21 protein-coding genes are annotated in these 21,558 nt (G+C 68.4%); 8 read left to right on the forward strand and 13 right to left on the reverse strand.

The window, feature by feature from the left end; translation table 11 throughout:
* The 7 genes from AB1578_05810 to AB1578_05840 all read left to right on the forward strand — a co-directional run.
* Positions 1 to 945: hypothetical protein (locus AB1578_05810; GenBank protein ID MEW6487414.1), on the forward strand; the 945-nt coding region annotated here is incomplete at its 5' end.
* Positions 946 to 1,009: 64 nt separating this feature from the next.
* Positions 1,010 to 1,759 (forward strand): hypothetical protein, encoded by a 750-nt coding sequence (locus AB1578_05815; protein ID MEW6487415.1) that lies wholly within the window; start codon positions 1,010 to 1,012, stop codon positions 1,757 to 1,759.
* A 10-nt stretch (positions 1,760 to 1,769) separates the two neighbouring features.
* A complete protein-coding gene (locus AB1578_05820; GenBank protein ID MEW6487416.1) occupies positions 1,770 to 2,699 on the forward strand; it encodes an NHL repeat-containing protein in 930 nt (309 codons plus the stop codon).
* Between the two features lie 67 nt (positions 2,700 to 2,766).
* The gene (locus AB1578_05825; GenBank protein ID MEW6487417.1) at positions 2,767 to 3,336 is read left to right on the forward strand and encodes a TlpA disulfide reductase family protein; all 570 of its coding nucleotides are present in this window, start codon (positions 2,767 to 2,769) and stop codon (positions 3,334 to 3,336) included.
* A 98-nt stretch (positions 3,337 to 3,434) separates the two neighbouring features.
* On the forward strand, positions 3,435 to 4,898 hold the full coding sequence (locus tag AB1578_05830; GenBank protein ID MEW6487418.1) for a cytochrome c3 family protein: 1,464 nt from the start codon (positions 3,435 to 3,437) through the stop codon (positions 4,896 to 4,898).
* Between the two features lie 108 nt (positions 4,899 to 5,006).
* Entirely contained in the window at positions 5,007 to 6,710 is a 1,704-nt protein-coding gene (locus AB1578_05835) for a diguanylate cyclase (GenBank protein ID MEW6487419.1), read from the forward strand.
* Positions 6,707 to 7,159 (forward strand): NUDIX hydrolase, encoded by a 453-nt coding sequence (locus AB1578_05840; GenBank protein MEW6487420.1) that lies wholly within the window; start codon positions 6,707 to 6,709, stop codon positions 7,157 to 7,159. Before AB1578_05835 ends, AB1578_05840 begins: the two co-directional genes overlap by 4 nt.
* Here AB1578_05840 and AB1578_05845 read toward each other — a convergent pair.
* From AB1578_05845 to cobT, 7 genes are all read right to left on the reverse strand, one after another.
* Entirely contained in the window at positions 7,141 to 8,019 is an 879-nt protein-coding gene (locus tag AB1578_05845) for an SEC-C domain-containing protein (protein MEW6487421.1), read from the reverse strand. The genes AB1578_05840 and AB1578_05845 overlap by 19 nt on opposite strands.
* A 26-nt stretch (positions 8,020 to 8,045) precedes the next feature.
* The gene (locus tag AB1578_05850; GenBank protein MEW6487422.1) at positions 8,046 to 9,245 is read right to left on the reverse strand and encodes a pyridoxal phosphate-dependent aminotransferase; all 1,200 of its coding nucleotides are present in this window, start codon (positions 9,243 to 9,245) and stop codon (positions 8,046 to 8,048) included.
* 14 nt (positions 9,246 to 9,259) lie between these two features.
* Positions 9,260 to 9,751: a pantetheine-phosphate adenylyltransferase gene (gene coaD, locus AB1578_05855; GenBank protein MEW6487423.1), complete on the reverse strand. Its 492-nt coding sequence runs from the start codon at positions 9,749 to 9,751 to the stop codon at positions 9,260 to 9,262.
* A gap of 84 nt (positions 9,752 to 9,835) precedes the next feature.
* Positions 9,836 to 11,188 carry a diguanylate cyclase gene (locus AB1578_05860; protein ID MEW6487424.1) on the reverse strand — a complete coding sequence of 451 codons (1,353 nt, stop codon included), beginning with the start codon at positions 11,186 to 11,188 and terminating at the stop codon, positions 9,836 to 9,838.
* A gap of 157 nt (positions 11,189 to 11,345) precedes the next feature.
* Positions 11,346 to 12,317 (reverse strand): adenosylcobinamide-phosphate synthase CbiB, encoded by a 972-nt coding sequence (gene cbiB / locus AB1578_05865; protein ID MEW6487425.1) that lies wholly within the window; start codon positions 12,315 to 12,317, stop codon positions 11,346 to 11,348.
* Positions 12,318 to 12,329: 12 nt separating this feature from the next.
* Positions 12,330 to 13,421 carry a threonine-phosphate decarboxylase gene (locus tag AB1578_05870; GenBank protein ID MEW6487426.1) on the reverse strand — a complete coding sequence of 364 codons (1,092 nt, stop codon included), beginning with the start codon at positions 13,419 to 13,421 and terminating at the stop codon, positions 12,330 to 12,332.
* Positions 13,402 to 14,517 carry a nicotinate mononucleotide-dependent phosphoribosyltransferase CobT gene (gene cobT, locus AB1578_05875; protein ID MEW6487427.1) on the reverse strand — a complete coding sequence of 372 codons (1,116 nt, stop codon included), beginning with the start codon at positions 14,515 to 14,517 and terminating at the stop codon, positions 13,402 to 13,404. Before cobT ends, AB1578_05870 begins: the two co-directional genes overlap by 20 nt.
* Before the next feature lie 470 nt (positions 14,518 to 14,987).
* On the opposite strand from cobT, the gene AB1578_05880 reads away from it, so the two are divergent.
* Positions 14,988 to 16,826, forward strand: a complete 1,839-nt coding sequence (locus AB1578_05880) for a cytochrome c3 family protein (GenBank protein ID MEW6487428.1) — start codon at positions 14,988 to 14,990, stop codon at positions 16,824 to 16,826.
* A 182-nt stretch (positions 16,827 to 17,008) separates the two neighbouring features.
* Here AB1578_05880 and AB1578_05885 read toward each other — a convergent pair whose 3' ends face one another.
* The 6 genes from AB1578_05885 to AB1578_05910 form a co-directional block, all read right to left on the reverse strand.
* A complete protein-coding gene (locus AB1578_05885) occupies positions 17,009 to 17,908 on the reverse strand; it encodes a chemotaxis protein (protein MEW6487429.1) in 900 nt (299 codons plus the stop codon).
* A 191-nt stretch (positions 17,909 to 18,099) separates the two neighbouring features.
* The gene (locus AB1578_05890; GenBank protein MEW6487430.1) at positions 18,100 to 18,681 is read right to left on the reverse strand and encodes an XRE family transcriptional regulator; all 582 of its coding nucleotides are present in this window, start codon (positions 18,679 to 18,681) and stop codon (positions 18,100 to 18,102) included.
* 27 nt (positions 18,682 to 18,708) lie between these two features.
* A complete protein-coding gene (locus AB1578_05895; GenBank protein MEW6487431.1) occupies positions 18,709 to 19,254 on the reverse strand; it encodes a 2-oxoacid:acceptor oxidoreductase family protein in 546 nt (181 codons plus the stop codon).
* A 58-nt stretch (positions 19,255 to 19,312) separates the two neighbouring features.
* A complete protein-coding gene (locus AB1578_05900) occupies positions 19,313 to 20,065 on the reverse strand; it encodes a thiamine pyrophosphate-dependent enzyme (GenBank protein MEW6487432.1) in 753 nt (250 codons plus the stop codon).
* On the reverse strand, positions 20,062 to 21,135 hold the full coding sequence (gene vorB / locus AB1578_05905; GenBank protein ID MEW6487433.1) for a 3-methyl-2-oxobutanoate dehydrogenase subunit VorB: 1,074 nt from the start codon (positions 21,133 to 21,135) through the stop codon (positions 20,062 to 20,064). The genes AB1578_05900 and vorB overlap by 4 nt, the downstream gene beginning before the upstream one ends.
* Before the next feature lie 9 nt (positions 21,136 to 21,144).
* Entirely contained in the window at positions 21,145 to 21,348 is a 204-nt protein-coding gene (locus AB1578_05910) for a 4Fe-4S binding protein (GenBank protein MEW6487434.1), read from the reverse strand.
* Positions 21,349 to 21,558 lie beyond the last annotated feature (210 nt).

Genomic DNA, 21,558 nt, shown 5'->3' on the forward strand with positions numbered 1-21,558 from the left:
GGCGACGCCGGTTACAGCCGCGATCTCACGGAAACCATCGGCATCGACCTCTCCTACGGCGACGAGCGCAAGCGCACGCGGGGCACCGGTTCCGACTCGTACGGCATCACCCGCGACTACGGGTCGGCCCTGGACTTCTCGCCCCTGTCCAACCTCTCCCTGTCGCCTTCCTTCGATCGCACCGACAAGACCGAGTGGTTCTCGGACCCCGAAGAGGAGACCAAGACGTCGGTGGACGATAAGTGGGAGGTGCAGCTCGACACGTCCTTCTGGAAGGATCAGGTGGAGCTCTCGGCCTCCCGCTCCTGGAACACCACCACCGAGCAGGGCGCGAAGACGACCCACACGAGGAACTGGGACGCCGAGTTCACACTGGCCTTCGAGGGGGTCCCGAACCTCGACCTGTCCCCGACGTTCACCGTCCGGGAGGATCGGGACCTGCTGGCCAGCACCACGGACACGGAGCGCAAGCTCGAGGTGGGCATCACGTACGAGGTGAAGCTCGGAAGCGTCACGACGTTTACGGTGGATCACACCTACACCCGGACGAGCAAGGACCCGGCCGAAGGGGAGTCGACGATCCAGCGCGACGACAGCAGCGACGTGACCCTGTCTTTCTCGGACTTTTCCGAGGGGATGTCCCTGGAGCTTGGGCTTACCCGGAAGGCGTCGGACGAGAGCCAGGACGACAAGGGGCCCGTGGTCGATTACACGTATAACGTCACATTCGATTACGATTTCATGGACAACTACTCGTATAGCTTCGAATACAAGCTGGACAAGAAGGACGATGGAGACGACATCCGAAACTTTCGCAATACGTTCTCCATGGAATTTCTGGAGGGTCTCCTGACGATCGACCTGGAGCACGAGTTCGAAGAGCAGCTCCAGGGCGACAAGAAGGATTCCCACCGCTACCTGATTGAGGTCACGGGCAAGTTCTGATAACTTGGGGGCGCCGCAGGGCGCCGTCCCGACCGAAACCGAGCCGGGAACGAGGAGGAGAAACATGATGAGGCGGATGCTGGTTACGGCGGTGGCAGCCCTCTGCGCGGTGGCGATGGGGTGCGCCGGCGCATCGGTCCAGACCTACTCGAAGCCGCCCACCGGTCAGCGGCAGTACGGGAAGGTGAAGAAGGTGGCCGTAATGCCCTTCGACAGCGTGGTGGAGGGCGCCCAGGCGCCCCGGATCGCGGGCGACCTCGTGCTGCAAGAGCTCCTCACCCGGGGCACCTTCGAGTCGGTGGAGGAACCCCGCTACGTCAACGAGCTCATGAAGAAGCTCAAGCTGCGCAACACCGAGGGCCTCGACCGGGAGATCGTCCGAAAGATGGGCGAGGAACTGCGGGCCGAAGCGCTGATCTTGGGCGATCTGCTCCTCTTCGGCATGGAGAAGGACTCGGAGGTGGTGGAGTTCGCCCTGCAGATCAATCTGCTCGACGTGGACAGCGGCGACATCCTGTGGTCGGGCAAGACCTACGCCCGGGCCAGCACGACCATGGGGGAGATCCTGGGCGTAAACCAGGGCCCTTCCCAGAACCACGTGGCGGGCCGGGGCGTGTCCCGGCTGGTCGCCCGCCTGGACCGGGAGTTCCGGCGGGCCCGAGAGGCGGAAGTGGAGCGGATGCTGGAGGCCGCCAAGGCCCTGGGGGCGGCGGAAGGCGCGGCTCCGGCGGCCCCGGGGACCGCTCCGAGCGCGCCCGGCGTGGCACCCGAGGAGGACGCGGAAGAGATCCTTCTCGAGGTAAGGCCCAAGTAGGGGACGGCCTGTGAACCGCGTCCTGTGCACCGTCGTCGCAGCCCTCCTGGGGACCCTGGTGGGTACCGGGGGGCACGGGCAGGAGGCCGGGTGGCTGCTCGACGACGTCTTCGGGGAGACGGGCCGGGGACGCAGCGAGCTGCGCGATCCCGTGGACCTCGCGTTTGTGGACGGCGGCACGCTGGCCGTGCTCGACCGGAGCCGGGAGGCGGTGGTCCTGTTTTCGGAGGGGGGCCGCTGGATCAAGACCCTCGGGGGGAGCCGCGGAGAGGGCGAGCTGGGGTTGCGCCGGCCCACGGGTATTGCCAGCGACCCGCAGGGCCGCCTCTGGGTGGTGGACAGCGGAAACCACCGGCTCGTGAAACTCGATCTCGAAGGAAAGGTGCTGGATACGGTAGGCAGCCTCGGCTCGGCCGCGGGGCGCTTTCGCCACCCCACGGGCCTGGCCTTCGACGGCCGCGGCCGACTATACGTGGCGGATACGGGAAACGACCGCATCCAGGTCTTCACGGCGGAAGGAGAGTACCTGGCGGCGTGGGAGCGCCGGACCGGGGGCCGGAGGGACTACCTGGAAAAACCGGTCCGGTTGGCGTATACAGATCAAGCCCGTGGGGGGCTGTGGGTCCTCAACCAGGATTGGACGCGCCTGGTGCTCTTCGACCGGGACGGCACCTGGGTCGAGAGCCGCGAGGTCCCGGCCGTGGGAGAAGAAGCCGCGAACCTGGTGGGGCTGGCGGTGGAGCCGGTGTACTATCGCATGTTTCTCTCGGATGCGGTCGGGGGCCGCATCCTGGTTCTGGACCGGCGGGGCGGCCTGATGGCCGAGGTCACCCTTCCGGAAGGCCGCTTCGAGCCCCGCGGCCTGGCCATCACCCGGCGGATGGACATCCTGGCCGCCGACGGTGCGGAAGCTCGGGTGCTCAAGTTCAGGTCCCGCTGAGACCGTGCCTCCGGCGGGGAGGCAGGGACCCGCTGCTCGTGCCTTCGCTCACGATGGGGAGAGAGCTATGAGGAAACAACACCTCGGCATTTTGGGACTGGTTTCGGCCCTTCTCACGGCGGGTGCGCTTGCCTGGGCGGCAGACGTCACGCCGCTGGACATTCCCATGATCGGCGACATCGAGATGCTCAAGGTGGGGGACAAGGTACCCGTGTTCGTCCTGGAGGATCTGAACGGCAAGCCCCACGATCTCGCCGAAGAGATTCCCCGCAAGGTGCACCTTCTGGTCTTCTGGTCCATCTTCTGCGAACCCTGCAAGGCGGAGATGCCGCTCATCGAGAGGCTTTACCAGGAGTACCGAGAGAAAGGCTTCGAGGTCCTTGCGATCGCCATGGACGGGGAACCCATGAAGAAGAGCATCCAGGGCTTGGTCACCCAGCAGGGTTACACCTTCCGCGTGTTCATCGACAAACTCGCCGCCGATGAGTCCTTCCTGGCCGCCGACCCCTACGGCGTGGCGGGCACCCCCACCCTGTACCTGGTGGGTCGCGACGGTCGGGTGGCGTTTGCCGAGGTGGGCCGAGCCTCGAAGGAGACCCTGGAGGAGGTGATCCAAAAGGCCCTGGGGACCCCATGATGCCGGCTCGCGTTCTGCGGCAGGCGTCGGGGCGAACTGCCCTCCTGCTCCTCTTGCTGCTGACATCGGCCGGGGGAGGGGCACTCGCCCAGGAGAAAGTGCAACCCTTCACAGGCACGACCCTGGGAGGGGAGACGTTCGATCTCGCCGCGTACCTCGGGAAGGTTCCGATCCTGTTGGACTTCGGCTCCATCTACTGCTCGAGCTGCGTGACCTCAATCCCCCACATGATCACCCTCCAAAACCGCTACGGGTCTGAAAAACTCCGGGTGGTGGGGATCAACCTCGACACCTACGGTCTGGCCCGGGTGCGCCGCTTCTTCGGCACCTTCCAGCGCAGCATCAACTTCCCCATCGTGCTGGACCTGGAGCTCACGGTGAGCCGCACGTTCCACGTGACCACGCTGCCCACCTATGTGCTCGTGGACGCCAGCGGAGCCGTGGCGGCCACCTTCGTCGGCTACGACGACCAGACGGCGCGCCGCATCGACGAGGCGGTGCGCACCCTGGTGGAAGAGGGCGCGGTCTCCCCCGCCGTGGCGCAGACGAGGGAAGACGTGGTGCTGCTCTCCCCCGACAACTTCACCAAGACCTACACCGACCACATCTCGGTGGTGGGGCTCACCGGCGGGCACGAGGGCCCGTTCACCCTGCGCCTCAACGGCGGGAGCGAGCGCCAGGCCATTGCCTACGGCAGAATGTTCTGGGTGCTCACGCCCCTGAGCCTGGGCTCGAACTTCATCGAGATCCGGTATCGCAAGGGCGGCTCCGAGGCCACCCAGGCCGTCGTGATCTTCCGGGAACCTCGAATGGGGGAAGGCCTGGAGATCGCCTTCCCCGAGTACAAGTTCCACACCCCCGATCGAGAGGCACGGTGCAGCCCCTGTCACGCCATGGACGCGGAGGGAGCCGGCGAGATCGAGGTGATGACGACCTTTTGCCTGCGCTGCCACTCCGACCTGGGGGGCGTGGCCTACGTGCACGGGCCCATTCCCGTGGGCGGTTGCAGCCCCTGCCACGACTTCACGAGCAAGCCACACAAGTACGACCTCGTAACAGAGGGGTCGGACCTGTGCTTCTCCTGCCACGACGACATCCGTGACAAGTTCGCCAGGCCCTACCTCCATGGCCCGGTGGCCATGGGCCTGTGCACGCTTTGCCACAGCCCCCACAGCTCGCCCTTCAAGTTCCAGATCCGCCTGCCCGAGGGCGACATGTGCCTGTCGTGCCACGAGGAGCTCAAGGCGCTGTCCTCCCGATTCGTACAGCACGTGCCGTTCCAGGAGGGGCGCTGCTCCGGATGCCACGAACCCCACGCCGGCGACAACGCGGAGTATCTCCTCAAGGAAACCGGCGGGAAGCTCTGCACCCTGTGCCACGACGAAGAGGCCATGGCGCGCCACCGGCACCCCGTGGGCCGGGCGCCCAAGTTCGCCGTTGCCGGGATGACCGTGGATGCCGCAGGCAACCTGACCTGCCGGAGCTGCCACGAGCCCCACGCCACCGACAGCGAGAAGCTCAGCCCCGTGGCAGGCGGCTGCGCCGGCTGCCACAAGATGTGATCGGGCATGGGGCATAGGGCATAGGGCGTAGGGCATAGGGCTTGGGGGATTGGCGGGCGGGCGGGGCCTGCCGGAGGACTTCGGACACCCATCACACGGAAAGACTCCATGGAACTGCTCTCCCGCGGGCTCGGCCTTCGCCTCATCACGGTCTCCGCGGCCATCGTGGCGGCAGCGTCGCTCCTGGTCGCCGTAGTCGTGATCAAGCTCAGCGAGGACGAGGTAAAGACCCGGCTGCTCAGTCACGCGCAGGATCTCGCCAACGTCGTCTCCGGTGTGGTGGGCGCCGGCGGGGAGGGAGCAAGCCTGGAACGGGCCGTCCTGAGCGCAAAGCTCCGGAAGACGGGCACCGCCTGGGTCCTGGACCGGGACGGCCAGTTCGTCACCAACCCCGATCCCCGGTATCAGACGTACATCGACAAGTGTCTGCCCTTCGGGGACGTGGAGATCGAGCTCACGTCGGTCACCCAGGCCATCTCGCAGATGGGCGACCGGGGCACGGGCCACAAGGTACCGCTCCGGAGCGTGGTCGGGCGCTACGAGGCGGGCATCGGCCTGGTCCAGTGCCTGGGAGAGCCCCACGTGGTGGCGTTCCAGGTGCTGCCCGATCTGGGTTGGATCGTGGGGGTGGACGAGCCCACCACCGCCACCTACAGCGCGGCCGCGAGCCTCCGAAAGTACATCCTCCTCGCGTGCGGCGTCCTGGCGCTCGCCATCGTGCTGAGCACCGCGCTGTCCTTTTCATACGTCATCAAGCCCTACTATCGAGAGAAGCTGGCGCTATCGAACCAGATGGAGGCGGCGAACCGCAATCTCAAGAAACTGCACGAGGTGTCCCTCGGGATGCAGAAGTCCCTGGCTCTGAAGGATCGGATCCATACCATCCTGGGAGCCGCCCACGAGGTGCTGGGCCTGGACCGCATCTTCATCTTCCTGCCCAACCCGGAGGGCACCGTGCTGGAGTGCAAGGGCGCCATCGGAAATCACGACGAGCCCCCGGAAGCGCTCTCTCTGCCCGTAGGACCCGAGGGCGGGTCCATCGCCCAGTCGTTCCTCAAGCGCAAGACCTACCGTGTGGCCAACGCCCAGGAGCTGCCCCGGGAGCTTCGCCTGGCCCCCCCCTACTCCGAGCTCAAGGCCCTGCGAAGCCGCAGCTTCGTGGTGCTTCCCATGATCGTGGGCAACGAGTGTCTGGGCGTGGTGGCCCTCGACAACCAGCTCAGCAAGGCCCCCATTCCCGACGAGGTGATCGAAGGCCTGGAGCTCTTCACCAGCCAGGCCGCGGCTGCCATCGAGAACGCCAAGCTGTACCAGCAGCTGCGGCTCTACGCCGACGAGCTCGAGATCACCGACCACCTGACCCAGCTCTTCACGTTCTTCCACTTCAAGAAGCTCCTCCAGGGCGAGATCGATCACGCCCGGGTCGCGGGGCGGCCCCTGGCCCTGGCGGTCTTCAGCATCGAGAACTTCGCGCGCTACAACGAGCTGCTGGGGCACAAACACGGGGACGAGGTCTTGCGCCAGGCGGCCCAGGCCATCCGCACGGGCGCACGCAAGCAGGACATCATCGGGCGCTGCTTCGGATCCACCTTCGCGGTGGCCATGCCCGGCGCCGGGGACGAGGAGAGAGACCGGTTCCTCCAGGAGATCCGCTCCCGGGTGGAACAGCAACCATACCCGGGCGAGGACGTGCTTCCCGAGGGCGGCCTGAAGTTCCTGTCCGGGGTGCTGGCCTACCGACGCGGCGAGGCATGGACGGCGGAGGACTTCTTTTCGAAGGCGGTGGAGCGCTCCAAGGGCGAGGGCACGTGATCCGCCCCCCCCGCAACAACCCCCTGCCCACCGTCGACGTGGTGGCCTCGTGTGGGGGAGGGGTCGTGCTGGTGCGGCGCCGCAACCCGCCATTGGGATGGGCCCTGCCCGGAGGTTTCGTGGATGCCGGGGAGAGCCTGGAGGACGCGGCGCGCCGGGAGGCTGCGGAGGAGACCGGCCTCGCCGTGCGGCTGACCGAGCAGTTCTTCACGTACTCCGACCCGGCCCGGGACCCCCGCTTCCCCACCGTGAGCACGGTGTATCTGGCCGATGCGCAGGGAGAGCCCCGGGGGGGAGACGACGCGGCGGAGGCTCGGGTCTGGCCCTGGGACGCCCTTCCCTCACCCCTGTGCTTCGACCACGCCCGCATCCTGGCGGACGTGGCCCGCTACCGGAGCACCGGCGCCCGCCCCCGCCTGGAATCCCCCCCTCAGTGCATCTTGAGGTAGCAGCACTCGGCGTAGGGGCGGCCGGAGCCACAGGGACACGGGGCACGGCCGTCGCGAGGGCCCGGCGCCGGCGCGGCCGTCTCCTCGTCCTGGGCTTCGTCCTGCTCCCGCGCCCACCGCTCCTGCCGGCGCTCCATCTCGTCGGCATCGTAGAAGCTCATCCAGTCATGCCGGTAGTACTCCAGGGCGGCCTCCTGGGCCTGCGCCAGGAGGTCGTCCACCTCCCAGTCGTAAAAGACCCCCTGGTACTCCCCGTCTTCCTTGTGCCGTGCGACCTCCTCCCGCCCGAAGGCGACCAGGAGGTCCCGGTGGCCCTGGGCGCGCAGATCCACAAGTATGTTGGCGGCTGTCTGGCGCAGGTAGAGATCCTGGGAGCCGTCGGAAAGGAGCGGAGCGGCCAAACCGACCGCCGGCTCCCTCAGGTATTCCGCCGTGAGCGCAATGGCCCCCAGGGACGCCAAAGCGATGGAGCGCGCCCCGGGGCCGGCGGTGGGATCCTGCACCACAGCCCGGAGCGGGTCGAAGGCTGGCGGCCCGAGGCGGCCGAAGATGCTCGGCAGATCCTCGGTGACCCAGTCGCAGTCGAAGGCATCGGCCCATCGGAGCGCCGTGAGCAGGGGCACCAGGGCGTCGGGGGTCTCCATCGCCCCCAGCGCGTAGGTCGCATGCACCACCGCCCACCACTCGGGGAGGGGCTGGGTCCAGGCGACCTTGTCGCCCACGATCTCCGCCAGGGTCGGCAGCAGCCGGGAGCCCCGCCGCACGAGCTCGTCCGCCGCGGCCCGGGGAAGGCGGTCGCCGGCCGTGTACAGGAGGTCCAGGAGCTCCTCGTCGCACAGGACGTGGAATCGCGCCTGCACCCTTCCGGCCCCTGGGGCCCTGCGACTCACGGCCGGCCGAGGCGCGCGATGGCCGCTTCCAGCCTGGACAGCCCCTCGCCCAGAACCTCGAGGGACGTGGCATAGGAAAACCGCACGTGGTCGTCCGAGCCGAAGGGCGCACCGGGGACCACGGCAACCCGCGCCTCGTCGAGGAGAAACCGGGCAAGGTCGAAGGAGGTGCGGATCTCCGCATCTGCGAAGCGGCTCCCGTAGAGGCCCGAGACGTTGGGGAACGCGTAGAAGGCCCCCTGCGGGAGGGGGCAGCGCACCCCGGGGAGCCCGTTGAGCCCCTTGACGAGAAAGTCCCTGCGCTGGGAGAACGCCGCCACCATCTCGTCCACGCACCCCTGGGGCCCGGTAAGCGCCACTGCCGCCGCCTTCTGGGCAAAGCTGGTGGGGTTCGAGGTCGCCTGGCTCTGGAGCTTCTCCATGGCCGAGATCAGAGCCGCCGGCCCTGCCGCGTACCCGATGCGCCACCCCGTCATGGCATAGGACTTGGACACCCCGTTGACGATCACCATCCGGTCCCGCAGGTCCGGTGCGACCTCCAGCAGCCCCACGAAGCGCTCTCCCCCGTACACGAGTTTCTGGTAGATGTCGTCGCTGACCACCAGGACGTCGCGGGGGCGGAGCACCTCGGCCAGGGCCGCCAGGTGGTCGCGGCCGTACATGGCCCCCGTGGGGTTGGACGGGCTGTTGAGCACCACCGCCCGGGTTCGGGGGGTGAGGGCAGACTCCAGCGCCTCGGGACGCAGCCGAAACCCCTCGTCCTCCCGGGTGGGAACGAGGACGGCTGTGGCCCCCGCCACCTGGATCTGTTCCGGATAGCTCACCCAGAAGGGACTGGGGACGACGACCTCGTCGCCCTCGTCGAGCAGGGCCAGGAAGAGGTTGAACAGGGTGTGCTTGGCCCCGCAGGACGCCGTCACCTCCCCCGCCCCGTAGGTGAGCCCGTAGTCTCGCTCCAGGCTGCGGCAGATGGCGCTCTTGAGCTCCACCGTGCCGCCCACGGGGGTATAGCGCGTATCTCCGGCCCGCAGGGCGGCAATGGCCGCGTCCACGATGTGGGCCGGCGTGGGAAAGTCGGGCTCCCCGGCCCCGAACCCCAGCACGTCGATTCCCTCGGCGCGCATCTGCTTGGCCTTGGCATCGATGGCCAGGGTGGCCGAGGGCTGAATCTGCTCGGCGCGGCGACTCAACTTCATCGACTCCTCCTCTTCTAGCGGCTCGTCTCGAGCGCGCACTTCTTCCGCAGGGCCTCGATGACCACGGGGGGCGCCAGATCGGAGATGCACCCCCCGAGGCGAAACACTTCCTTCAGTATGCGCGAGCTCACGTAGGAGTAGTTCTCGCGGGCCGCGAGGAAGAAGGTCTCCGCCTCCGGGTAGATCTTGCGGTTCATCAGGGCCATCTGAAACTCGTACTCGAAATCGGATACCGCCCGAAGGCCGCGGATCACCACCCGAATCCCGTGGGCCTTCATGTAGCTCACCAGGAGCCCCTCGAAGGCGTCGATCTCCACGCGGGGGTGGTCGCGGAAGACCTCCCGCATGAGCGCCATGCGCTCCTCCAGCGGGAACATCGTCTTCTTCTCGCTGTTTACCGCGATCAGAACCCGGAGCCGGTCGAACACCTCGGCGCCCCGCAGGATGATGTCCACGTGCCCGTTGGTGATGGGGTCGAAGCTGCCGGGGTACACCGCCGTCGCGATCACGCACACCTCCTGAGCTGCCCGGAGAGCCGCTCTTATACTGGACCCGGCGGGAAGATGTAAAGACCGCGGCCGGGCAGTTGGTCAGGAGGCAGTGGACCCCGCCTCCTGACTCACGGTGCGGTTTCGGCCTTGGGCCTTGGCCGCATACAGGGCCCGGTCGGCCCGCTCGAAGGCCGTCTCCACGGTGTCCCCGTCGCCCAACTCGGTCAGGCCGCACGAAACCGTGAGGGGCACCCGGCGGCCCCGAAAGTGGAACCGGAAGGCCTCGACGGCGCGACGCACCTTCTCGGCGACGGTGCGGGCGGACTCCAGCCCGGTCTCGGGCAGGAGCGCCACGAACTCCTCCCCGCCGTACCGGGCGAAGAAGTCCACCTGGCGCAGCTGGTTGCCAGCCAGTTGGGCGACGGTGGCGAGCACCTTGTCCCCTGCCCGGTGGCCGAAGGTGTCGTTGATGCTCTTGAACCGGTCCAGGTCGAAGACGATCAGGGACAGGGGAGCGCGGTAGCGTCGCCACCGGGCGTACTCCGCCTCGGAGCGCTCCTGGTAGGCCAGCCGGTTCCAACAACCCGTCAGCGGGTCCTTGAGGCTCTGCTCCCGGGCTTGGCGGGTCCTCTCCCGGTGCTGGTCGACTTCCCCCTCCAATACGGAGACGCTGCGGCGCAGGCTCTCCAGTTCCTGCTGGAGCCTCTGCTCCCGCTGCTCGTCCTCCGTGCGCTTTTCCTCCAGGTGGTGTCGGATCGACTCCAGGGTCGTCCCCACGGAGCGGCGCAGGGTGTCCAGGTCGGTGGCGCCCCGGCTGCCGGCCTCGAGTTCCTGGACTTCGGCGCGGACCAGGGAGTCCAGGGAGCGGTTCGACGCGAATCCTGCAACGGCTTCCTCATGGGCCTGCCCGAGGTTGCGGTCCATCTCCTGGAGGCGCTGGGTCACCTCGTGGAGCAGGGCCTCCAACTCCCGCTTCTCCTGCTGCATGCGGACCCGGATCTGATAGACCAGCCCGGCCACGGCGTCGATGGCGTCGGGGAGGGCATCGGGAGAGATGCCCGCCTCGAGCTCCTCCACCAGGGAGACGGCGGGTTCGGAGAGCTCCGGCGGCAGGGGAAGCCGCTCCACCAGGTGGATGAGGATCTGGTGCACGGGGGGCAGGCTGGCCACCTCCGGCCCGACCCACCGCGTCTCCCGGAGCACGCGCCCCTTGAGGGTCTCGACGCGGGCTTCCAGGTCCGCCAGGTGGAGTCCCGACCGCAAGCTGTCCCGGATGGTGCTGAGCTCGGCGGAAATCTCCGGGCTCCCCGGCCCTTCCGCCACGATGAGCAAGTGGGCCAGGATGCGCTGGAGCCGGGACGCGGACGCGTCCCACTCCTTCTCCTTGGCCTCCACCTCTTCCAGAAGGCCGAAATACTTGTCCCGATACCGTTCCTCCGCCTCGTGCGCCATGGTCGTCCTCGTGCCGTCGAACGGGCTTTTTCACCACTGGGACGGGGGAAGCGGCGACGCCCGCGTCAGCCCCCCTTCGGCCGGATGCCCCCCCTCGGGAGAACTTTCTCCCAACGACGATCCGCGCCCCACTCCCGACCCCCCGGGCCTTGCGACTTCAGGCCCAAAGGGCCGCCATGCCGAGCCCGAGGGCCAGCGCCGAGACCGCCCACAGGAGCCCGCGGGCGCGCCCGATGTGCACCGGGCCGAGCTCCGGCCCGGGATCCCCGATGGGGGGGCAGCGGCGTGGTACCCCGCGGTAGGTGTTGGTTCCCCCGAGCCCGACTCCCAGCGCCCCCGCGAAGGCCGCCTCTGGAAACCCCGAGTTGGGCGACGCGTGGAGTCTGCCGTCCCGCCATGCGATGCGCAGCGCGGGCCTGCCGCTGCCCCAGAGCACTTGCGCCGCCACCGCGGCCAGCGCGGCGGTCACCCGAGCCGGAACCCAGTTGGCCCCGTCGTCTGCCCGGGCTGCGAGCTTCCCGAAGTGCTCGTACCGGGCGTCTCGGTACCCCACCGACGAGTCCAGGGTGTTGACGGCCTTGTAGGCTACCGCCAGGGTGGGCCCCCAGCCCAGGAGCCCGCCCAAACCCAGGTAGAGCAGCGGCGCCACGGCGCCGTCGGAGGCGTTCTCGGCCACGGTTTCCACGGTCGCCCGGGCCACCTCCGGTGGCGGCAGGTGCTGGGTGTCGCGCCCCACGATCCGCGCCAGGCGCAACCGGGCATCGCCCAGCCGCCCCCTGTGCAGATATCCCTCAACCGCCCGGGCCTCCGCGTCGAGGTCGCGGGTAGCCAGGCAGGCGTACGCCAGATAGATGCTCAGCGCGCGTCCCATCCAAGGGTGAACCCAGTGGGCCACGGCGAGCCCTCCCCAGGCGGCCGCGGCCGCACCCGCCACCACGAGCGCCCACAGGACCGCGCCGCGCCAGAAGCGGCCCCACGGGGCATCCCCGGGACGCCAGAGCCAGCCTTCCAGACGGCTCACGGCCCGCCCCATGAGGACGACCGGGTGGGGCCAGGGAATCCATCGGGGGTCGCCGATGGCGGCATCGAGGAGCCAGGCGGCGAGGAGGTCGGCCGGGGTGAAGGGCATGGAGGCCTCGGTCTAGCTCGGCGCCGCGGCTTCCGCCCAGGCCGCCAGGAGCTGCCGGTTTTCTTCGCCGGTGCGCACCGCCACGCGCAGGTACCGATCCCCCAGGCCGAAGCTGCCGCAGTGCCGCACCAGGAGGCCCCGGCGGCCCAGTGCGTCGTAGAGGGCGCCCGCCCCCGGTCCGGGGGCAGCCAAACGCACCAGGAGGTAGTTGGCTCGGGAAGGAAGCGGCCGGGCCCCGGGAACCCCAGACAACCCCTGCGCGAGAAGGGCTCGCTCACGGGCCACGCAAGCGCGGGACCGCTCTTCCCACTCGGCTTGCCGGAGGCAGTAGGCTCCCGCGGCCTGGGCCAGTGTGTTTACGGCCCAGGGCACCTGGAGCCCGGCCACGGTGCGCGCCAGATCCGCAGGGGCCGCGAGGAAACCGAGGCGCAGCCCGGGAATGCCGTAGAACTTCGTCAGCGACCGCAGCACCACGAGCCCCGGCGCACGGCCGGCCTGGGCCAGCACGCTGACCTCCGGGCAGAAGTCGGCGAAGGCCTCGTCCACCGCGAGCACCGCCCCGGCTGCCTCGCTGCGGCGGTAGAGCCCCAGGAGCTCCTCCGCACCGACGGCGGCCCCGGACGGGTTGCCGGGGTGGGAGAACAGGACCAGGTCCCCGCTGCGGACTTCGCGCCCCAGGGACTCCACGTCCGGAAGGAACCCCTCTTCCTCCAGCCGCGGGATCTCGGCGACCGCGGTGCCGGGGTTCGCCAGCGCGCGGTAGAGCCGAAAATCCGGAGGGCAGACGAGGAGCCTCCTCCAGGGCCGGGCCCGCAAGAGCAGTCCGATGAGCTCGGCGGAGCCGTTGCCCACCACCAGCGCGTCGCGGGACAAGCCGAAGCGCTCCCCCAAGGCCTCGGCACAGGCGCCGCACGTGCGGTCGGGGTAGTGGAGAACCTCGTCCCAGCGGCTGAAGAGGTGCTCCCGAAGGCCAGGCGGCGTGCCCAGGGGATTGATGGACGCGCTGAAGTCGATCACGGGGGCGAGGCCGAAGCGCTCCCGTGCCGCGCGCGCGTCGCCCCCGTGATCCTGGGGGGCCAGGGTGCTAGAGGGCGCCGAGACCACGGGTGATCTGCTCGATGCGCGCGAGCAACGCGGCAGCGGAGACGTCGCAAACGAGGAACGAGGCGAGCGCTGCCGCCCCGGCTCCCACTCCCTCCTTCACCAGCCCCTCCTCGTACCGGCGCAGGTCGAGCAGGGACGACCCGCCGAAGTCCAGCCCTGCGGCCACGGCGGGCACGGGGTGGGGGAGCTCCTCCAGGAGCCCGGCCAGGTCGGCGCTGGGGTCTTCGGCCACCCAGCGGGTCGTCGCGATGCCCAGGTTGCCGGGTTCACCCGGCTCGCCCTCCTCCCAGAGCCGCAGGGCCAGGGCCGCGACGGCAGCCATCTGGGTCCCCCCCCCCAGGACCACCGGCACGTGCCGGCTCGCTTCCAGGGCCATGAGGGCGACCACGGGCTGCATGGGGTCACCCACCGCCGCCGTAGCGCGAAGGGCGCCGTCGCCCCGGGAGAGCCCCGCCGCCCGCAGCGCCTCGGCGACCACCTGCGCCTTGAGCGCATGGTTGCCCCCGGGCAACGACGAGGAGACCCGACCCCGGGCCGGAATGCCGAGGGCCTCCAGCAGGGCCTGGGCCGTCGTGGTTCCCCCGGGCACCGACTCGGCCAGGACGACCCAGGGCGCCAGGGACGCGAGCAGACGGCCCGCCTGCCGCGCGCACTCCCCCAGCCGGGGGGACCACTCGAGCGCGCCGCCGGTCGTGATGCACCGGCCGGGGTGTCCCCCCAGGACCAACCGCGGTGTCTGGGGAGGCACCCGGGTGCCCGCGTCGATGATGATGGGCTCGATACCCGCCAGGCCAAGACCAGCCCGGGTGATCACCACCGGGCTGGGAGGGCCCAGGGGGTTTCGCGGGATCTCCGGCCGGGTGACGGGACGGCCGAAGACCAGGAACTCGCTGTCCAGGGCTGCGGTGTAGCGCCGCTTCTCCGGGGTCTCCCCCGCCGCGGAGATGCTCGGGATCTCGGCGGTATCGGTGGACGCCACCACGCAGGCGAAGCACGGGCGCCCCGCCAGGCGCGCCAGGAGCGCGGCAACCCGATCCGGGTGGGCCACGGCCCGAATGCGGCCATCGGCCAGGGCTGGGTGGAAATCCAGCGGCATGGTGTCTCCAGGGGCGCAAAGCGCGATACCCTAGCTCGGCGCGCCGCGAGGCGTCAAGCGCCCCGGCAGACCGGATTCGCCGTGGGCGCGGCAGCCCGAACGAAATCGGTGCGGCTCGGCGCACCGCCTCCCTTTGAGACCCTCCTTCCGAACGTCGCAGATCGCGCGGCGCAGCGTAGGGGTTCCCCGAACCTGCTCTTCGCCCAGGCGGGGGATCGTGGGCTTTCTTTTGCCTTGCGCAAAAGGGACGGTTCTTGATATTGGGTGTCGCTGGGGTGCGGAACCAAATGGTTGCCGCAATCACCTGAAAACAGTTCTCGATTTGGCCTGTGAAAACTTCCACAGGAACTTTGTGTGCAATTGAGAGGAGGGAGCCTTATCGAAATGATGATGATTTCCGCATGTTCAACTCGGGCGCCCACGTGTCTTGTTTTCATTTGCCTTCACGCTTGCGATGGGGGAGTCTCCCTATGACGAAGAGAATCTTTCCCGCTTTGTCCGCTGCCCTCCTGCTCGCACTGACCCTCGCGGCTTCGCCGTGGATTCCTTATGCCCACGGCAGCATCGACGACAGCCAGTGTATCGAGTGCCACGACGAGATCGACTACGAGGCCTTCAACACCTCGGTCCACGGGCGCCACGCCTGCAACAGCTGCCACTTCGACGTGATCGACATCGCCGACCACGAGACCTGCGGGTCGGCCACCCAACAGAAGGCAGAGACCTGCCACCGCTGCCACCCGGACGAAGGCCGCGAGCACTTCGCGTCGGTGCACATGATCAACGACATCAAGTGCGCCGACTGCCACTCCGAGGTCCACGCCATCCAGAAGTGGGAAGGAAACAAGCAGGTCGGCGTGGACAAGTGCCTGGGGTGCCACGACGGCAGCGACTACCTGGCCAGCGTACACGGCCAGGCGGTGGCGAAGGGCAACGCCGATTCCGCTTCCTGCGCCGACTGCCACGGGCTGCACCGGATCGAGCCCGTGGGTGAGCCCGGCACCCACGACTACGTGGTCTTCCACACCCGGAGCTGCCAGCGCTGCCACGCCGACGCGGAGATGATGGCGCGCAACAACGTGCTGCCCATTGCCGTGAAGACCTACGAAGACAGCTACCACGGCAAGGTGGAACGTCTGGGGTCGGGGCTGGCCGCGGGCTGCGCCGACTGCCACATGGCCCACGGGGTCTTCTCCGGGGAGGACCCGCGCTCGAGCATCCACCCCGAAAACCTCACCGAGACCTGCGGGGCCTGCCACCCCGGCAGCACGATCCGGTTCTCCCAATTCCTGGCCCACGCCGATTATCACGACCGCGAGAACTACCCCATCCTGTACTGGACCTACATGACCATGACGAGCCTGCTCGTCACGGTCTTCGCCGTGTTCTGGATCCACACCCTGCTGTGGTGGCGCAAGGCCTACTGGTCCCGGCGCGAGAAGCTGTTGGAAGGGAACTTCGCGCACTCCCACGTGGACGAGCCGCTGCGCCCCTACCGGCGGTTCTCCTGGTTCGACATGCTGCTGCACATCTTGATGGTCGTGAGCTTCCTCGGGCTCGTGGTGACCGGCCTGCCCCTCAAGTTCCACCGGGCCCCGTGGGCAGGAGCCCTCATGGACCTGCTGGGCGGGCCCCACATGGCGGGGGACATCCACCGGTACTGCGCCATGATCACCTTCGTGTACTTCGGCTCGTGCATGGCGTACATCGTGTACTTCCTGTTCTTCAAGAAGCTCAGCCAGACCCCGCTGCAAAGGCTCTTCGGGCCCGACTCTCTCTTCCCCACCCTGCGCGACGTCACCGACATCACGGCCATGTTCCGGTGGTTCTTCGGGGGGCGCAAGGAACCCCAGTTCGAGCGATGGACCTACTGGGAGAAGTTCGACTTCCTCGCGGTCTTCTGGGGTATGTTTGCCATCGGCGGGTCGGGGCTGCTCCTATGGTTCCCCGAGTTCTTCGGCCGGTTCATGCCGGGGTGGGTCTTCAACGTGGCCATCATCGTCCACAGCGACGAGGCGCTGCTCGCCACCGGCTTCATCTTCACCGTCCACTTCTTCAACACCCACTTCCGGCCCGGAAAGTTCCCCATGGACATGGTGATCTTCCGCGGGCGCCTGCCCAAGTGGGAGATGTACGAGGAACGGGCCGACTGGGTCGAGCGACTGAAGCGGGAGGGGCGGCTCGAGGCCCTGGAGGCCAAGCCGGCCCACCCCCTGGAGGACCTCTTCGGCCACCTCTTCGGAGCCGTGGCCCTGGGCATCGGCTTGATCTGCATCGGCCTGATCGTGTGGGGCTTCCTCGCCCACTGATCGCCGCATCCCCCGCAGCACCTGCACGAAGGCCCCGGCCGCAGAACGGCCGGGGCCCTTTTTTGCTTCCATAAAGAAGTTCCCTCTCCTTCAGGCGCCTCTCCCTGGATGGGAGAGGCGCCTGGGACGAGGGTGGACGGACCGTCCTTCATTCCTCGGGGTGACCGAAGGTCATGGGCAGATCAGGGAAAGAGCAGTCCGTCCACGGTCTGGAGGAGGCGGGAGATGTCTGGCTTGCAGATCTGGGCGTCGGCCCCCACGGCCTCTCCCTTCTTGCGCATTTCCTCGTAGATCATGGAGGAGTAGAGCACGACGGGGATGGCGCGCAGGCGTTCGTCGGTCTTGATGCGGCGGGTGAGGTGGTGACCGTCCATCCGCGGCATCTCGATGTCGGAGATGACCACGTCCACCGGCGGCCCGCCGGAGACCCGCTCCCAGGCCTCCTGGCCGTCGGTGGTCACGACCACGGTGTATCCTCCCCCCTCGAGTTCCTGCCGCATGAGCTTTCGGATGAGGCCGCTGTCTTCGGCGATGAGGACGGTGCGGCCGTGGCGCCGCTCCGCGTCGCCGGGGGCAGCGGGTGTCGGAGCCGGGGCCACCGAGGGATTGAGCTCGGCCACGATGCGCTCGAAGTCCAGGAGGAAGACGATGCGCTCGCCCTCGTCGCTGCCCTTGCCGAGCCGCATGTACCCCAGGGCCGAGCGGCTCTCGGTCATGCTACCCCGTCCGGGGGTCTCCAGGTCGTCCCAGGTGAGGCGGTGGATGCGGCTCACGCCGTGGACGAGAAACCCCACCTTCATGAGGTTGAACTCCGCCACGATCACCTTGGCCTGCTGGGAGTCGACCGCCGTGGCGCTCCCCAGCCACTTGCCCAGATCCACCAGGGGGATCACGTCCTCGCGGTTGCGGAAGACGCCGGTCATGCAGGGGTGGGAGCCGGGCACCGCCATGATCGCGCCGGGCCGGATGATCTCCCGGACCTTCGCCACGTTGATGGCGTAGGGCCGGCCGTCCACGAAGAACTCCACGATCTCCAGCTCGTTGGTGCCCACGTCGGTCAGGATGCCCGGGTTCGCCGCCATGCTGCGCTCCTCTCCTGTGAGGTCTCCGGACATACGGATCGGCGGGAGCGCGCCGGGGCTTGAGGATCAGCAAGGAGCCCCCGGATGCACGGCCCAAATCGAGATCGACCCCGATCGCGATTTCGAGTTCGATTTCGATCGGGAGAAGGGATCGGGGAGGGTTCGCCCCGGCGGTCTGAGGCAGCGCTTCGCTAGCCCTCCGGCGTCCAGATCACGGCGAGCACCTGGGCGGGCTCGCCCCCGGCGCAGGAGACCCGGTGGGGTACCGAGGCGTCGTAGAGAATGCTGTCGCCCGGCTCGAGAATGTCTTGATGCCCCGCCAGGAGCACTTCCATGCGGCCCGAGAGGACGAAGAGGAACTCCTCCCCCGCGTGGACCGAGGGCGGGAGCTCCTTCACGGTGGGAGGCTCCAGGGTGATGAGGAAGGGCTCCACGTGCCGCGACTTCTTGCCGAAACCCAGGGCCTCGTAGGTATAGCCGTAGGCCACCCCCTCCTTGGAGGCGAATCGCGAGACCTGGCGCCGGTCGCCCTTGCGCACGATGGCGTAGGGTTCGGCGGCCTCGTCGCCCCACAGCTCGCCGATGCGCACGCCCAGGGCCTGGGCAAGCTTTCCCAGGGCACCCAGGGGCGGGCTCAGGAGGTGGTTCTCGATCTGGTTGACCAGGGCCGAGGAGTATCCCGTACGCTCGGCCAGCTCCTGGAGGGACAGGCCGGCCTTCTCCCGAACCTGCTTGATCCTCTCGCCCACCCGGATGAGCTCGGTCTCGACCATGGCTGCCTCCCGTTTCGCTGAGATCCGTCAGGCTCCGGACGCCAGACGTGCGCCCGTCTCCAGGGCCCGGAGGTTCAAGGGAATGAGCTTGTGGTGCTTCTCGGGGAGCACGTCGGGAAGGGCCTCCGCGAGCCGGGCCGCCTCCACCACACCCGTGGCGTGCACGTAGGCGCCCAGGGCGACCATGCTCGCGAGCCGCCCGTCGCCGAGCTCCAGGGCCGCCTCGTTGCACGGCAGCCGGAGCACCCGGATGTCGTCCCGCGTCACCACCGTGGGGGCGATGAGGGAGGCGTTGAGCACGGCTACGCCCCCCGACCGTACCCGGGGCCCGAACTTGACGGCCGAGGGCTCGTTCATGGCGATGAGGCCCTGGGGGCTCCTGGTGACGGGGCTCCCGATCTCCTGGGTCGAGAGGGTCACGGTGCAGTTGGCCGTGCCGCCCCGCATCTCGACCCCGTAGGAGGGGAAATAGGTGGCCCGCAGCCCCTGGCACAGGCCCGCCACCGCCAGCAGGTTTCCGATCATGAGGATGCCCTGGCCGCCGAACCCGGCCAGGATGACGTCGTGGTGCATCGGAGCTCCGGTGCGTGGATGAGGACCGTGCAGGTGCGAGGGGCACATCCGCTGCGGCCTAGAGAAAGTCGGTCCCCGTGCGTTCTTTGAACACCCCCAGGGGAAAGTAGGGGATCATCTCCTTCTGGATGTGCTCCACCGCAGCCAGGGGCGACATCCCCCAGTTGGTGGGGCAGCTCGAGAGCACCTCCACGAACCCCATCCCCCTCTTCTCGATCTGGGTCTCGAAGGCTTTGAAGATGGCCTTGCGGGTCTGGTTGTGGTGGGCCGGCGTGTCCACCGAGACCCGGGCGGCAAACCCCACCCCCTCCAGCTGGGCCAGCATCTCGGTCATCTTGATCGGATAACCGTCCTGGGCGAAGTCCCGGCCGTAGGGGCTGGTGGTGGTGCGCTGGCCGAGCGTGGTGGTGGGGGCCATCTGGCCCCCCGTCATCCCGTAGATGGCGTTGTTGACGAAGATCGTGGTGAGGTTCTCGCCCCGGTTGGCGGCGTGGATGCTCTCCGAGGTCCCGATCGCGGCGAAGTCGCCGTCGCCCTGGTAGAGGAGGACGAACTTCTCCGGGTTCGATCGCTTGATGCCGGTGGCCACCGCCTGGGCGCGCCCGTGGGGCGACTCGACCACGTCGATGTCGAAATAGTCGTAGAGAAAGACGCTGCACCCCACGCAGGCGGCGCCGATGGTCTTCTCGCGCACGCCGAAGTGGTCGATGGCTTCTCCCACGAGGCGGTGGATCACTCCGTGGTGGCAGCCGGGGCAGAAGTGGAAGGGCTTGTCCGTGAGGCTGCGGGGACGCGTAAAGACAGGCTTCATGCTGCTTCTCCGACCTTCTCGCGGGAGAGCCGCCGGCAGATCTCCTCGTACACATCGTCCGGGCTCGGGAGGTACCCCGGGGGGTACCCTGCAAAGGACACGGGAGAGCGGCCCTCCACCGCCAGGCGCACGTCCTCGACCATCTGGCCCGTGTTAAGCTCCACCGCCAGGAACGGGACGTCCTTTTCCGCCAGGCGGACCAGGTGCTCCGAGGGAAACGGCCACAGCGTCACCGGGCGCACCAGCCCCACCCGGCGGCCCTCGGCGTTGGCCCGGTCCACGGCGCTCTTGGCGATGCGGGCCGCCGAGCCGAAGGCCACCACCGCGAGCTCGCACCCCTGGGGCACCTCCAGGTGAGCGCGGGCCTCCCGGGCCTGGATCTCGGCGTACTTCCGGGAGAGGTGCCAGTTGTGCTCGGCGAGCTCCCCGTCCCCCAGGTAGAGCGACTTGATCTTGCGGGCAGGCCTGCCCGCCGCGCCCGTGAGAGCCCAGGCCTCCTTCCCGAAGTCCTTCACCTCGGGGGTCCACTCCTCGAGCTGCTCCTTCATCTGGGCGAGCATGGCGTCGGCGAGCACCAGCACGGGACTGCGGTACTGGTCGGCCAGGTCGAAGGCGAGCACCGTGAGATCGTACATCTCCTGCACCGACGCGGGAGCCAGCACGATGGTGCGGTAGTCTCCGTGGCCCCCGCCACGGGTGGCCTGGAAGTAGTCTCCCTGGCTCGCCGAGATGCCCCCCAGACCGGGCCCCGATCGCTGCACGTTCACCACCACGCAGGGGACCTCGCTCCCCGCAAGGTAGCTCAAGCCCTCCTGCATGAGGCTGATTCCCGGGCTCGAGGAGCTCGTCATGCAGCGCTTGCCCGTGGCCCCGGTCCCCAGGAGCATGTTGATCGAGCCGACCTCGCTCTCGGCTTGCACGAACTGCCCCCCCAGGGAGGGGAGCACCTGGCTCAGGTACTCGGGAATCTCGTTCTGGGGTGTGATGGGGTAACCGTAGTAGTACCGGCACCCCGCCGCCACGGCGGCCTTGGCCACCGCTACGTTGCCGCGCTCGAAGGTTCTCTTCACCGCCTCACCTCACTTCCACACTTCGATCACCACGTCGGGGCACATGCGGGCGCAGATCGCGCACCCGGTACACTCGGAGCCCTCCTTGAGCCCCACGGGCCGGTATCCCTGGGGATTCAGGCGTGCGGTGATCTCCAGGCACTCCTTGGGGCAATAGGCTACGCACAGGCCGCAGCTCTTGCAGCGGTCCTCTCGAAACTCCAGCTTGGGCATGGGAAACCGGCCTCCGATTCGATGCACGAAGGAAAGTAAGCTACCAGCCGCTCCAAGACCGTGTCAATCGCGTGTCAATCGCCCGCCAGGGCGATCGCGCATAAAACTCAGCTGGTACGCGGTCGTATGGCATAGTGCTTGCTGCAAGGGGGGCGTGTCATCGGCTCGCTAGAGCCGACCGGGCTATCTAGTGGGCAACCGCTTGAAAGG

Source organism: Thermodesulfobacteriota bacterium (assembly GCA_040756475.1).
Lineage (GTDB): Bacteria > Desulfobacterota > Deferrisomatia > Deferrisomatales > JACRMM01 > JBFLZB01.

Coding starts and splice junctions, on each gene's coding strand:
- AB1578_05815 (MEW6487415.1), top strand. CDS start 1,010: ATGATGAGGCGGATGCTGGTTACGGCGGTGGCAGCCCTCTGCGCGGTG.
- AB1578_05825 (MEW6487417.1), top strand. CDS start 2,767: ATGAGGAAACAACACCTCGGCATTTTGGGACTGGTTTCGGCCCTTCTC.
- AB1578_05835 (MEW6487419.1), top strand. CDS start 5,007: ATGGAACTGCTCTCCCGCGGGCTCGGCCTTCGCCTCATCACGGTCTCC.
- AB1578_05850 (MEW6487422.1), bottom strand. CDS start 9,245: ATGAAGTTGAGTCGCCGCGCCGAGCAGATTCAGCCCTCGGCCACCCTG.
- AB1578_05860 (MEW6487424.1), bottom strand. CDS start 11,188: ATGGCGCACGAGGCGGAGGAACGGTATCGGGACAAGTATTTCGGCCTT.
- cbiB (MEW6487425.1), bottom strand. CDS start 12,317: ATGCCCTTCACCCCGGCCGACCTCCTCGCCGCCTGGCTCCTCGATGCC.
- cobT (MEW6487427.1), bottom strand. CDS start 14,517: ATGCCGCTGGATTTCCACCCAGCCCTGGCCGATGGCCGCATTCGGGCC.
- AB1578_05880 (MEW6487428.1), top strand. CDS start 14,988: ATGACGAAGAGAATCTTTCCCGCTTTGTCCGCTGCCCTCCTGCTCGCA.
- AB1578_05885 (MEW6487429.1), bottom strand. CDS start 17,908: ATGGCGGCGAACCCGGGCATCCTGACCGACGTGGGCACCAACGAGCTG.
- AB1578_05890 (MEW6487430.1), bottom strand. CDS start 18,681: ATGGTCGAGACCGAGCTCATCCGGGTGGGCGAGAGGATCAAGCAGGTT.
- AB1578_05895 (MEW6487431.1), bottom strand. CDS start 19,254: ATGCACCACGACGTCATCCTGGCCGGGTTCGGCGGCCAGGGCATCCTC.
- AB1578_05900 (MEW6487432.1), bottom strand. CDS start 20,065: ATGAAGCCTGTCTTTACGCGTCCCCGCAGCCTCACGGACAAGCCCTTC.
- AB1578_05910 (MEW6487434.1), bottom strand. CDS start 21,348: ATGCCCAAGCTGGAGTTTCGAGAGGACCGCTGCAAGAGCTGCGGCCTG.